This window comes from Microbacterium sp. AK031 (genome assembly GCF_024807145.1).
Taxonomy (GTDB): Bacteria; Actinomycetota; Actinomycetes; order Actinomycetales; family Microbacteriaceae; genus Microbacterium.
This window is the reverse complement of the sequence record NZ_JANUCA010000001.1, coordinates 82951-96502: the sequence shown is the minus strand read 5'-3', so window position 1 is coordinate 96502 and position 13552 is coordinate 82951. Positions and strand designations below refer to the sequence as shown.

Annotated in this window: 9 protein-coding genes and 1 pseudogene; 4 read left to right on the top strand and 6 right to left on the bottom strand. The window is 66.6% G+C overall.

The window, feature by feature from the left end:
- Positions 1–23: 23 nt before the first annotated feature.
- The 6 genes and pseudogenes from HDC95_RS00420 to guaB all read right to left on the bottom strand — a co-directional run bounded on the left by HDC95_RS00420 (position 24) and on the right by guaB (position 9293).
- On the bottom strand, positions 24–4751 hold the full coding sequence (locus HDC95_RS00420) for an ExeM/NucH family extracellular endonuclease (protein ID WP_259061217.1): 4728 nt from the start codon (positions 4749–4751) through the stop codon (positions 24–26).
- Between the two features lie 101 nt (positions 4752–4852).
- Entirely contained in the window at positions 4853–5602 is a 750-nt protein-coding gene (locus HDC95_RS00415) for an SURF1 family protein (RefSeq protein WP_259062171.1), read from the bottom strand.
- A gap of 59 nt (positions 5603–5661) precedes the next feature.
- Positions 5662–6777 carry a GuaB3 family IMP dehydrogenase-related protein gene (locus HDC95_RS00410; RefSeq protein ID WP_259062170.1) on the bottom strand — a complete coding sequence of 372 codons (1116 nt, stop codon included), beginning with the start codon at positions 6775–6777 and terminating at the stop codon, positions 5662–5664.
- A gap of 56 nt (positions 6778–6833) precedes the next feature.
- Positions 6834–7397: pseudogene (locus HDC95_RS00405) on the bottom strand (ATP-binding cassette domain-containing protein); the annotation flags it as partial.
- 3 nt (positions 7398–7400) lie between these two features.
- Positions 7401–7715, bottom strand: coding sequence for a DUF2277 domain-containing protein (locus HDC95_RS00400; RefSeq protein WP_259061216.1), 315 nt, complete (start codon positions 7713–7715; stop codon positions 7401–7403).
- 75 nt (positions 7716–7790) lie between these two features.
- Positions 7791–9293, bottom strand: coding sequence for an IMP dehydrogenase (gene guaB, locus HDC95_RS00395; RefSeq protein ID WP_259061215.1), 1503 nt, complete (start codon positions 9291–9293; stop codon positions 7791–7793).
- Between the two features lie 228 nt (positions 9294–9521).
- Between guaB and HDC95_RS00390 the strand changes: the two genes are divergently transcribed.
- From HDC95_RS00390 to HDC95_RS00375, 4 genes are read left to right on the top strand one after another with little or no spacing between them, the layout of a single operon-like run.
- On the top strand, positions 9522–10838 hold the full coding sequence (locus HDC95_RS00390) for a branched-chain amino acid ABC transporter permease (RefSeq protein WP_259061214.1): 1317 nt from the start codon (positions 9522–9524) through the stop codon (positions 10836–10838).
- A gap of 3 nt (positions 10839–10841) precedes the next feature.
- A complete protein-coding gene (locus HDC95_RS00385) occupies positions 10842–11819 on the top strand; it encodes a branched-chain amino acid ABC transporter permease (RefSeq protein WP_259061213.1) in 978 nt (325 codons plus the stop codon).
- A gap of 4 nt (positions 11820–11823) precedes the next feature.
- Positions 11824–12804: an ABC transporter ATP-binding protein gene (locus tag HDC95_RS00380; RefSeq protein ID WP_259061212.1), complete on the top strand. Its 981-nt coding sequence runs from the start codon at positions 11824–11826 to the stop codon at positions 12802–12804.
- A complete protein-coding gene (locus HDC95_RS00375) occupies positions 12801–13550 on the top strand; it encodes an ABC transporter ATP-binding protein (protein ID WP_259061211.1) in 750 nt (249 codons plus the stop codon). Before HDC95_RS00380 ends, HDC95_RS00375 begins: the two co-directional genes overlap by 4 nt.
- The last annotated feature ends 2 nt before the right edge of the window (positions 13551–13552 follow it).

Here is a 13552-nt window from a genome sequence, read left to right as displayed (position 1 = left end):
GACGGCCTCCGTGCGTCAGCGGGTCAGAACCAGCCGGTGATGAGGTCCCACACCCAGTCGAGGATGTCGCGGACGACGCCGCCCCCGCCACCGCGGTTGACGGTGACGGTACCGGTGGCCTGGTCACCGTCTTCCTGAGCGACGATGACCGTGTACTTGCCGGCATCCGTCTTCTTGGGAACCGTGAGCGAGCTGGTGAAGCTCCCGCTCTCATCCACGACGGCGGTACCGAGTGCGACGACTTTGCCCCTCTTCGACTCGAGCGAGATCGCCACGGTCTCACCGGGCTCGAACTCGGCACCGGTGACGGTGAGGTTCTTGCCCGCGCTGACCGTCTTCGCCCTGACCTCGATGGTGCCGACGAACTCGCCGTCGCCATCGTCGCCGGTGATCGTGAACGGCACCTGCACATTCGTCCCGTCCGCGGTGGCGACAGTGAGCTGTTGCTCCCCGAACACGTCGTCAGGAACAGTGAAGGTCAGGCTCGCGCGCCCTGCCTCATCCGTGGTGTCGACGATCGTCGGGTCGACCGCGCCCGTGGCGAGAACCGTTTCTCCGAGCGAGACGGTGACCTCGGCGGGTGCGGCGTCTCCGCCGCTGAACGCGAGCGACGACAGGTCGATCTTGACCTCATCCCCGGCGTTGTAGCCATCGGCATCCGCGTCGCTCAGCGTCACACCGACCGCGCGCTGGGCGAGGTCGGGCGAAGCCGTGCCGTTGGCGTCGAACCAGTCGACAGTCGACTGCAGGTCGATCTTCCCGGTGTCGGCCTTGCCCGTGCCCTCCGCGAAGGTGACGAAGTTGTCTCCACCGGCTGCGAGGAACGAGTTGGCCGCGACGACATACGACGCGTCAGGATCGATCGGCTCTCCGTTCAAGGTGATCGAAGTGATCCGCTCCCCTGCTGCCGCTGTCGGGTCGTACGTGTATTGCAGACCCTCTGAGAGGCCGAGTTTCAGGAACGGACGACTCGCCTCCTCCGGCTGCCACTGCTCCTCCAGCACCGACTTCACCTGCGCGCCGGTGAGGTTCAGCGTGACCAGCGTGTTGGCGAACGGCTGCACCGTCGCGGCTTCGCGGAACGTCACGTTGCCGTCAGGGTCGGATGCCCCCGACGACGCATAGGTGAGGTTCGCGCGGATTCCGCCAGGGTTCATGATCGCGATGTCCGCGCCGGTCGCCCACTTGTGCACGTCTGCGACGAAGTTGCCGATGGTCGACTCGCCACCGCGGTTCTCCGCACCGTCGCTCTGACGCGCACGGTTGAAATCGCCGGTGATCGCACCCACCGGCTCAGCGCCCAGGATGTCGGCCTCGGCCTTGGCCGCGTCGACGATCGCCTGCACTTCGCCGTCGGCGTCGTACAGCGGGGAGATGACGTCCTTGCCGGTTACCGGGTCCTTCTCGGTCTTCGTGAGCGGCTTGATCTCGTTCGTGATCGAGAGCAGCTCCTTGGTGTCGGGATCGACCTTAAGGTTCATCAGACCGAAGTTCTCGCCGTACTGACCGGCCGAGATGACCGGGCGGCCGTCGATGACGTGGTTGTACGGGAGATGGGTGTGCGCCGAGACGATCGCGCTCACGCTGTCGTCGACGCCGGCGACGACCTCACCGAGTGCCGAATCGGGCGTGATGCTCGCGACGTCGGTGGACGTGGCGCCCTCGTGCACGAGAAGGATCAGCACATCGGCCTCGCCATTGGCGGTGTCACCGTCGGTGAGGTTGTCCGCGACGGCGTTCACCGAGTCGACGATGCCGCGCACCTCGAGATCGGCGATGCCCTCGGGCGACACGAGCGAGTCGAGCTCTTCCGTGACCGCACCGATGAAGCCGACGTCGACGCCGTCCATCTCGGTGACCCACGCCGGGGCGAGCGCCGTCTCACCGGTCTCGGTGAGGAAGACGTTCGAGGAGATGTACTCCCAGTCCGCACGATCCTGCACGCGATCGCGGAGGTCTTCCCAGCCCTGATCGAACTCGTGGTTTCCGGCCGCGCTCACATCGAGACCGGCGGCGTTCAGCGCGTCGATCGTCGGGTTGTCGTCGTTGATGAACGACGTGAACGTGGATGCTCCGATGAGGTCGCCGGCGGCGGCGAAGATCGTGTTCGGGTTCGCCGCGCGCACCGAGTTCACGGCACCCGCGAGCACCGCAGCTCCGGCTGCGACGCCGTCTGCCTCGATCCGACCGTGGAAGTCGTTGATCGTGACGATGTCGATGCTGACCGGCGGGATCTCGCTGGACAGCCCGACGATCACCGGATCGTGGTCGCTCGAGCGGAACGGCGTGCCGGCCTCGGCCGCGCCGAACGAGTATCCCCGATCGCTCCACTCGGCGGAGTTGATTCCCCACACACCGGTGCCGGTGACCGACTCGGTGAGAGAGGGCGACGAGATCGCGTGGTCGAGCGAGCCGAGTTCACCGTCGAACGTGTACGTGTATCCCGCATCGGCCGCGGCCACGAGGTCGGTCCAGCCGGCCTGCGCGAACACGTCGATCGGGTCTTCCTGACTGTAGGCGTTGAAGTCGCCCAACAGCAGGATGTCTTCGCTTCCGCTGGTCTCTGCCAGCGTCTCAGTGAAGTCGAGCAGCGACTGCGCCTGACTGGTGCGGTCGGCGTTGAAGTGGCCCTGACCGTCAGCCGGCTCGTCGCCGTCGCCCGACTTCGACTTGAAGTGGTTCGCGACGACGGAGACGATCCTGCCGTCGAGATCGAAGGTCTGCGCGATCGGCTCGCGGGCGTTGTCCCACACGGTCTCGTCGACCACTGTGGCGCTGTCGCCCACGGGAGTGGCGGCATCGGTCTTGTAGATGATCGCGTTCGTGATCACGTCGGTGTCGGTCGTCAGCAGCGCCTCGGGCGTCGGGACGTAGTCCCACACATCGGAGCCGGCATCCGCGTTGAGTCCGTCGACCAGATCGGCCAGTGCCGTGTCAACCGGCTTTCCGAAGTGGATCGAGTTCTCGATCTCCATGAGCGCGACGACATCCGCATCGAGCTCGTTGATCGCCGTGACGATCTTCGACTTCTGCGTGGCGAACAGCTCTGCCGTCTTCGCACCGCGTGCTTCGGAGTTCTCACTCTGCAGCGTCGTGAAGTAGTTGAAGACGTTGAACGCGCCGACCTGCACGTCGCCGCCGACCTCGGGTGCCGTATCGGTGCGCGGATTCTCGGCGGTGAACGACGCCTTGTACGCCGCGTCGCTCGCGTCGTCGATCGCGATGACCGGCTGCAGACGCCAGTCCTCGAAGCCGTACTGCAGCACGTAGCCGGTCTGGGCAAAGTCGACCACATCGCCGTTTCGCACGACGGTGTCGGTCGTGAAATAGGGCTGTTCACCGGTGTGAGCAGCGTTGGAGATCTGCATGGACCAGCCGTCGTCGAGCAGGATGCGCTCGGCGCGATTCGCGGCCGCGATGGCGTCGGCATCCGCACCGGGGCGGGTCGTCTCCGTGCTCTTGACGTTGAGGTCGCCTGGGTTCAGCCACAGAGTGCCGAAGTTGTACAGCTGGTGACTGGATGCCAGACGGTACTCGCCGGCAGGGGCGACGAACATGTTCTCGTACGCCTCGCGGTCTGCGCCGACAACAGAGTCAGGCAGCGGTGTGACTGCGGGAACGCCGAAACCGGGGGTGACGACGGCGATGTCTTCGGGCGCCTGCGGACTGATCTGCGTCTGTCCGTAGTTCTCCGCGACGACGCCTGTGACCGAGACGACGTCGCCGATCTCCAGCGTGGTGGCGTGGTCGGCGAGATACACGAAGACGCCGTCGGATGTTCCGGGGGTGGCATCTGTGGCTCCACCGCTTCCCGCGGTCTGGATCGAGATGCCCTTGTAACCGCCGAAGCGGTAGTCGCCGGTGACGATTCCCTCGACCGTGACGGTCTGGCCGTCGAGCGGCGAGACATCGGTCGTGCCCTGCACCTCGGCGATCGACGCCGCGGTCGGGTCGACGGGATCCGTCGGATCGGTGGGGTCCGTCGGGTCGGTCGGCTCGGTGAGCCCCGAGCCCTGCGGGGTGATCTCGGCGGAGAGCGTGAAGTCGGCGCTGTTGTCGTCGGTGTCGACGCCGTCCGTGCGGTTCAGCGACTTCACGTCGGTGTTGCCGGCGGGCGGTGTCGCTGCGGCGGTCTCGAACGTGTTCGACGTGCCGTAGCCGAGAAGGTCGATGACGCCGTCGGCCCCCGCAACGGAGCCGGGCGCGAGGCTCACCGCGGCTGTGCCCTCGACCAGCGCGAGCGTGCCGTTGGTGCCGCTCGGGGTCAGTGTGGTGACGGCATCCGGTGCCGGCAGAGCAGCACCGGCTGTGCCGTTGCTGCTGCCCTGCACGAGGAAGTGACCGCCGGCCGGGATCACGCCGGTCAGTGGAGCGACGCCATGGAAATTCCCGGTCCCCGTCGCGGAACGGTACTGCAGTGACATGCCGTCGAGCGCGATGTCGGCCGCGGTGGGGTTGTAGAGCTCGACGAACTTGTTCGTGAAGGCGGCTCCGGCGCTTCCGCCGGACAGGTACGCCTCGTTGATGACCACCCCCGTGCCTGCTGTGTCAGCGAAAGCGGGAGTGGCGACCAGGGCGCCGGCGCCGAGGGCGAGGACACAGGTCGCGGCGAGGGTGCCGATGTGGCCCCTGCCTGTGCGATGCGACGCGGAAACCTTGAGGTTCCGGTCGTCAGGGGCGGACATCATCGGTGCTGTCTCCTCGGTCGGTTCGAACGACAGCTCTCGTGAAGCCGCCGTCGTGGTGCTCACAGCGCACACACATGTTGAGGAGCATACGGAGCACGGCCGACATCCTCAATGGAATTCGCCAATCGGTAACCAGAGCGTCATTCCGTCGGCGCGGCTGCCGCTCAATCCGACGCAGGATCCTCGAACGCTTCGACTTCCAGCTCCCAGCGGTCCTTCGCCAGGCGATACCAGATGTAGAACGCGAAGCCGGCGAACACTGCCCACTCGATCGCGTAGAAGATGTTCAGCCAATTGACCGTCGACAGTTCGTCCGGCGCGGGCGAGTCGATGTCGACGAGTCCTTCCGGTGCTTCGACGGAGGCCAGGTAGGGACGGTAGACCGACAGCTGCTCCGTGTCGTGCCACTGGCCGAGCAGCATGGCCGGAGACATCCTGTTCATCGCGAACGGGTCGTCGGCGGGCGGCAGGCTGGGCCCCTCGTCGGAGATCACGCGGCCGCTGATCGTCGCCTCAGTGCCGGCGGCGTTCTTCTCCAGAGCGGATGCCGCGGCATCCGCCGATTCGCGATCCGCAGCCCATCCGACCGCGACCGCGATCGAGGTGCGCTCGCCGACTCGGAACTGCCCTGTGACCCAATAGCCTTCCTCGCCGTCGTTGAAGCGGGAGGACACGATCAGGAAGTCGCCCGCGACCCAGGTGCCGGTGGTCTCGACGCGCTGGCCGACATGAGGCTCCGGCAGATACTGCCCTGGCTCGACGACATCGGTGAGCGGTCGCACCTCTTCTGTGATCCCGGCGGGCGGCGGCTCGGTGTCGATGGCACGCTCGAACTGCCACTGCCCGAGGAACGCGAAGACACCGGCGACGACGAGCGCGAGCACCAGCACGCCGATCCAGCGCGGACGCAGCATGACCTCGCGAAGAGTCGGCGGGAACTCCTGCGAAGTCGTCACGATCTGCGGCGTGCTGATCAAGAGTGGTACGGCGCGAGCACGACCTCGACGCGCTGGAACTCCTTGAGGTCGGAGTATCCGGTGGTCGCCATCGACTTGCGCAGAGCCCCGATGAGGTTCGCTGTTCCGTCTGCGACCGGCGCGGGCCCGTAGAGGATCTCCTCGAGCGTCGCGATGCCTTCGACGGCGACGCGGCGGCCGCGGGGAAGCTGCGAGTGGTGCGCCTCAGGGCCCCAGTGGAAGCCGTGGCCGGGAGCATCTGTCGCCCGCGCCAGCGCGACGCCGAGCATGACGGCATCCGCGCCCATGGCGAGCGCCTTGACGATGTCGCCGGACGTGCCGACGCCGCCGTCTGCGATCACGTGCACGTAGCGTCCGCCCGACTCGTCGAGGTAGTCTCGGCGGGCTGCGGCGACGTCCGAGACGGCGGTCGCCATCGGGGCGTGGATGCCGAGAACCGCACGAGTGGTGGACGCCGCTCCCCCGCCGAATCCGACGAGCACACCGGCCGCGCCAGTGCGCATCAGGTGAAGCGCCGCCGTGTAGGTGGCTGCGCCGCCGACGATCACGGGGACGTCGAGGTCGTAGATGAACTTCTTCAGGTTCAGCGGTTCTGCGACGCTAGAGACGTGCTCGGCCGAGACGGTCGTGCCGCGGATGACGAACAGGTCGACGCCGGCTGCGACCACGGTCTCGTAGAGCTCCTGGGTGCGCTGCGGCGTGAGGGAGCCCGCGACCGTGACGCCCGCTTCGCGGATCTCGGCGAGGCGGGCCTTGATGAGCTCGGGCTTGATCGGCTCGGAGTACAGCTGCTGCATCCGCACTGTCGCCTTGGCGGACGGAAGACCGGCGATCTCTGCGAGCAGCGGCTCTGGGTCTTCGTAGCGCGTCCAGACGCCCTCGAGGTCGAGCACGCCGAGGCCGCCGAGCTTGCCCAACATGATCGCCGTCTTGGGGCTGACGACCGAGTCCATCGGCGCACCGATGATCGGGGTGTCGAACTGGTAGGCGTCGATCGACCAGCCGGTCGAGACGTCTTCCGGGTTCCGGGTTCGCCGCGACGGTACCACCGCGATGTCGTCGAACGTGTACGCGCGACGCGCACGCTTGCCTCGGCCGAGTTCGATGTCCATGCTCACCCGTCCAGCCTACCCGGCCCGCGGGAAGTCCCGGATGCCGTGGTCCCGGGTCAGCGCGCCCGCGCGACGCGTTGCTCGTCCCACACCGGGGCATCCGACTCGTAGACGTCGCCGTCAGCCTCGAAGACCAGGAATCGATCTAAAGAGCGGGCGAACCAGCGGTCGTGCGTCACGGCGAGCACCGTGCCCTCGAACCGGGTGAGCGCTTCCTCCAGCGCCTCCGCCGATTCGAGATCGAGGTTGTCCGTCGGCTCGTCGAGGAGCAGCAGCGTCGCGCCGGAGAGCTCCAGCAGCAGCACCTGGAACCGCGCCTGCTGCCCGCCGGAGAGCGAGTCGAACGTCTGCTGCGCCTGTCGCACCAGTCCGTAGCGATCGAGGGCCGAGCTCGCGGCCTCTCGCGGCATCCCCGCCCTGCGCTCGTCGCCGCGGTGCAGCACCTCGAGCAGCGTGCGTCCGACGAACTCCGGGTGCGCGTGCGTCTGCGCGAACAGGCCGGGCACCACGCGGGCGCCGAGAGTCGCCCGACCGGTGTAGGCGACAGCATCCACCTGCTCGCCCGTGGAAGTGACGTGGCCGAGGGTCGGGTCGGGATCCGTGCCGCCTCGGGCGAGCACGCCTCAGGTCGTGGCGCGCACAGCGCGCTTCTCCTCCTGGAAGACCCGGATCGCCTCATAGCGCTCGGCAGAGCGGGCGCGGCGCTTGGACGCCTCCTGCTCGCGGTTCTTCGGCGGCGCAGAGGTGACGAGGCCGTCGAGAAGAGCACGGGTCGCCTGCGCGATCTCTTCGACAGCACGATCGAAGACCGCCTGATTGGCTCTCGACGGTGCGTTCGTTCCGGAGATCTTGCGCACGAACTGCACTGCCGCATCGTGACATTCCTCGTCGGTCGCGGCGGGCTCCAGGTTGTTCAACGGGACGATGTTACGGCACATGCCAGCACGCTACGCCGATGCTCGGACACACGAAAGGGCGGATGCCGCCGCATCCGCCCTTTCGTCGAAGAAGGTCTATCTCTTGTAGTTGGGAGCCTCGACGACGATCTGCACGTCGTGCGGGTGCGACTCCTTGAGCCCTGCCGAGGTGATGCGCACGAACTTGCCGCGCGTCTTGAGCTCTTCGATCGTGCGGGCGCCGACGTAGAACATCGACTGCCGAAGTCCGCCGATGAGCTGGTACGCGACAGCCGACACCGGGCCGCGGTACGGCACCTGGCCCTCGATGCCTTCGGGGATGAGCTTATCGTCGCTGGGGACGTCGGCCTGGAAGTAGCGGTCCTTCGAGTACGAGGTCTGCTTGCCGCGGGTCTGCATCGCACCGAGCGAGCCCATGCCGCGGTACTGCTTGAACTGTTTGCCCGACTGGAAGACGATCTCGCCCGGCGACTCGTCCGTTCCGGCGAGCAGCGAACCCAGCATGACGGCATCCGCACCGGCGACGAGCGCCTTCGCGATGTCGCCGGAGTACTGCAGACCGCCGTCGGCGATCACCGGCACGCCGGCGGGGCGAGCGGCGAGCGAGGCCTCGTACACAGCGGTCACCTGCGGCACGCCCACACCGGCCACGACGCGGGTGGTGCAAATCGACCCTGGCCCGACACCGACCTTCACGGCATCCACACCCGCGTCGATGAGCGCCTGCGCGCCCTCACGCGTCGCGACGTTGCCGCCGACGATGTCGATGTGCTCGAACGACTCGTCGGCCTTGAGCCGCTGCACGAGATCGATCACGCCCTGCGACTGGCCGTTCGCCGTGTCGACGACGAGCATGTCCACGCCGGCGTCGCGCAGCGCCTCTGCACGCTCCCACGCGTCGCCGAAGAAGCCGATCGCAGCGCCGACACGCAGCCGCCCCTGGTCGTCCTTGGTGGCGAGCGGGTACTTCTCGCTCTTGTCGAAGTCCTTGATGGTGATGAGGCCGGCGAGCTTGCCGTCGTCGTCGATCAGCGGCAGCTTCTCGACGCGGTGCTTCGCGAACAGTGCGATGACCTCACCGGCGGCGACGCCGACCTTCGCCGTGACCAGATCGGACGAGGTCATGACGTCCTTCACGAATGTGCTCTGACGCTCGAAGCCAGACACGAAGCGCATGTCGCGGTTCGTGATGATTCCGACGAGGCGTCCATCGGGGTCGACGACCGGCAGACCGGAGATGCGATACTTCGCGCACAGATTGTCGACCTCTTCGACGGTCGCATCCGGGGTCGTGGTGATCGGATCGGTGATCATGCCCGACTCGCTGCGCTTGACGCGGTCGACGTGCGCGGCCTGATCGGCGATCGAGAGATTGCGGTGCAGGACGCCGATGCCGCCCTCACGCGCCATGGCGATCGCCATGCGGGACTCGGTGACCGTGTCCATCGCACTGGAGAGCAGCGGCGTCGCGACCGAGATGCGACGGGTGATTCGCGACGAGGTGTCTGCCTCGCTGGGGATCACATCGGTATGACCCGGAAGGAGCAGCACATCGTCATAGGTGAGTCCTACGAAACCGAACGGATCGTGCTGGTCCATTGATGAGCCTCCTGCGCGCGTGTATACGACCTGGGGGTGTGTCGCCTGTACAGATTCTAAACGCCGTCGGCTGAAGAACATTCCCGAATGCTTCTCGCGTGCGTCCGTCACGTCACGCCTGTGTCAACAATCGGCCGCGTGGCTAGTGAATCGCCGATTCCCGCACTACGCTCAAACCCAGCCCGCAGTCGACCCGAAGCCGCGGCGAGCACTCACAGTGGAGGTTGCGTGGGACCCACGTCTACAGCCGTCCGTCGCGTCCGGCCATGGTTGGTCGCGTTCCTCGGCGTGCTGATCGCTTTATCAGCTCTGGTGCTCCAACCACCGGCATCCGCTCTCGCAGACGAGACGGACGACGGCCAGGAAGTCACAGATTTCTACTTCGCCGGGGTGATCACGTTCGATGACGAACCGATCCCCGACGTCACCGTCAAGATCGAGGGGAACGGCTTCGACGCCGACACCGAGACCGATGCCGAAGGCAAATGGCGACTCTACGTTCCGGAGAAGGACGCCTACACCCTCACCGTCGACGAGGACACGCTCCCGGAGGGCGTGATCGTCGAAGGTGACTCCGCCTCGCAGGAGGTCGAGTTCGCGCTCACGAACACGAAGATCGTGAATCTCTTCCTGGGTGAAGGCGTGCGGGAGACGACGTCGTTCATCGATCAGCTGCTCTCCCGCATCGTCGGCGGGCTGAACTTCGGACTGCTGCTGGGACTCGCGTCCATGGGCGCCGCCCTCATCTACGGCACCACCCGCCTGTCGAACTTCGCCCACGGTGAGATGGTCACCTGGGGTGCGGTCGTCGCACTGCTCTTCACCACTTTCTGGCAGCTGCCCCTCTGGCTCGGGATCATCGCCGCGGTGATCGGCGGTGGCCTGCTGGGTCTGGCACTGGATGCCGGACTCTGGCGTCCGCTGCGACGAAGAGGCCTCGGCATCGTGCAGCTGATGATCGTCAGCATCGGCCTCTCGCTCGCCCTGCGCTACGTCCTGCAGTACATGGTCGGCGGCAGCACGTTCCAGCTGCAGGGAGCGAGTCCTGCGCCGATCAAGTTCGGGCCGATCTCACTGTCGTACATCGACATGATCGGCATGGGCACGAGCCTCGTCGTCATCCTCGGTGTGGCCTTCTTCCTCACCCGCACGAGGGTCGGCAAGGCCACCAGGGCCATCTCCGACAATCCGCAGCTGGCCGCGGCATCCGGAATCGACGTCGACAAGGTCGTGCGGATCGTCTGGGTGCTCGCAGGAGTGCTCGCCGCGATCTCCGGCGTGCTGTGGGCGTACTTCCGCCCCGGCGTGAAGTGGGACATGGGCATGCAGATGCTGCTGCTCATCTTCTGCGCCATCACGCTCGGCGGTCTCGGCTCCGCCATCGGCGCGCTCATCGGCTCGATCATCGTCGGCCTCGCCGTCGAGGTCTCGACGCTGCTGGGAGTGCCATCTGATCTCAAGTACGCCACCGCACTGGTCGCGCTGATCGTGATCCTTCTCGTCAGGCCGCAAGGCCTGCTCGGGCGCAGGGAAAGGCTGGGCTGACGCATGGACTTCGGAAACATCTTCGGCAACACCGCCTCGTACCTGTTCAGCCCCACCACGATCGCGTACGCGCTCGCCGCGACCGGACTCGCGGTGCACTTCGGCTACGGCGGGCTGCTCAACTTCGGCATGGCCGCCTTCATGGCGGTCGGCGGCTACGGGTACGCGATCTCGATCCTCAGCTTCGGGTTCCCCTGGTGGGCAGGCGTGTTCGTGGGCGTTCTCGCCGGTGCGGCGTTCGCTCTGGTCCTCGGTATCCCGACCCTGCGCCTGCGAGCCGACTACCTCGCCATCGCGACGATCGCGACCGCCGAGGTGGTGCGGCTGCTCTTCCTCACCGACCTGTTCCGCGAATGGACCAACTCGGCCGGCGGGCTCTCGGGGTACCACCAGAGCTTCCGCGACATGAACCCGTTCCCGCCCGGCGTATACGGCTTCGGTCCGTGGACGTACAACGAGAACGACCTCTGGGTGCGCGTGTTCGGCCTGCTGGTGCTCGCCGTATCTGTGCTGCTCGTGTGGGCGCTGATGCGCAGCCCGTGGGGGCGCGTGCTCAAGGGCATCCGTGAGGATGAGGACGCCGTGCGCTCGCTCGGCAAGAACGTCTTCGCCTACAAGATGCAGGCGCTCGTGGTCGGTGGCGTCATCGGCGCCCTCGGCGGCATCGTCTTCGTCCTGCCGTCCGCCGTGATCCCCGGCAGCTACTCGACCTCGCTGACGTTCTTCCTGTGGACGATCCTGCTGCTGGGAGGAGCGGCGACAGTCTTCGGCCCCACGCTGGGAGCCGTGCTGTTCTGGGTCGTGTTCGCCTTCCTCGGCGGGCTGCTGCCGGAGATGGCGCGCATCGGCGCTCTGCCGATGACCACGAACCAGGCCGATGTGGTGCGCTACATCGTGATCGGCGTGGTGCTGATGCTGATCGTGATCTTCCGGCCGCAGGGCATCCTCGGAAACAAGAGGGAGATGACCTTTGTCAAGTAACGCAATGCCAAACGAATCCACGCCCGCAACGGGCAGTATCGCTCGGCCCAAGACCACAGGGCTCGCGAAGGGCCCGGCAGAGCCCGGTGTCGCGAAGGTCGACCCGATCCTCGTCGCCGACGGTGTGAAGCGGCACTTCGGCGGCCTGACCGCGGTCGACGTCGACCATGTCGAGATCCCCCGTGGCGCCATCACGGCGCTGATCGGCCCCAACGGTGCCGGCAAGACGACGCTGTTCAACCTCCTGTGCGGATTCGACAAGCCGAACGCCGGAACGTGGTCGTTCGAGGGCAAGAACCTGTCGGGCGTGCCCTCGTTCAAGGTCGCCCGCATGGGGCAGGTGCGCACGTTCCAGCTCACCAAGTCGCTGTCGCTGCTGACCGTGCTCGAGAACATGAAGCTCGGAGCGACGGGTCAGCGCGGCGAGGGGTTCTGGTCGAGTCTCTTCCCCTTCCTGTGGCGCGCGCAGGACGCCGAGATCGAAGAACGAGCGCGCGAACTGCTCATCCGATTCAAGCTCGATACCAAGGAGAAGGACTTCGCGGCTTCGCTCTCGGGTGGGCAGCGCAAGCTGCTCGAGATGGCGCGGGCGCTGATGAGCGATCCGTCGCTGGTCATGCTCGACGAGCCGATGGCCGGCGTCAACCCGGCGCTGACGCAATCGCTGCTCGAGCACATCCTCGATCTGAAGGACCTCGGCATGACGGTGCTCTTCGTCGAGCACGACATGCACATGGTGCGCCACATCGCCGACTGGGTGGTCGTGATGGCCGAGGGTCGCGTCGTCGCGGAGGGCCCGCCGAGCACCGTCATGGACGACCCGGCCGTCGTCGATGCCTACCTCGGTGCGCATCAGGACGTCGATCTCGGCGCCGTCACCGGGCGGATGCCGGTGATCTCGGATGCCGCGGCCGCCGAGCTGCGTGAGCAGATCGAAGCCGAGGCGGAAGCAGAGATCGAGAGCCCCGGGGAGGGGAAGTCATGACCGCGGACACCTTCGACTCACGAGACGTCGTCGTCGAGATGACCGATGTGCACGCCGGCTATCTGCCCGGCGTGAACATCCTCAACGGCGCGAATCTCATCGCCCGCAAGGGCGAGCTGATCGGCATCATCGGCCCGAACGGGGCCGGCAAGTCGACGCTGCTGAAGGCCATCTTCGGGATGGTGCAGGTGCGCGGCGGCGAGATCACGGTCAACGGCGAGAGCATCGTGGGCCTGAAGGCCGACAAGCTCGTCCGACGAGGTGTGGCGTTCGTGCCGCAGACGAACAACGTGTTCCCGTCGCTGACGATCGAGGAGAACCTGCAGATGGGGCTCTACCAGAACCCCAAGATCTACACCGAACGGCTGGAGTTCGTCAGCAGTATCTTCGCGGAACTGGGTACCAGGTTGAAGCAACGCGCCGGCTCCCTGTCTGGCGGCGAGCGCCAGATGGTCGCGATGTCGCGCGCACTGATGATGGATCCGTCGGTACTGCTGCTCGACGAGCCGTCGGCGGGCCTGTCCCCTGTGCGGCAGGATGACGCGTTCATCCGCGTCTCCGACATCAACAAGGCCGGCGTCACCACGATCATGGTCGAGCAGAACGCACGCCGCTGCCTGCAGATCTGCGACCGTGGCTACGTGCTCGATCAGGGCCGCGACGCGCACGAGGGCACCGGCCGCGACCTGCTGAACGATCCGAAGGTGATCGGTCTGTACCTCGGCACTCTCGGAGACGCCGCGTGATC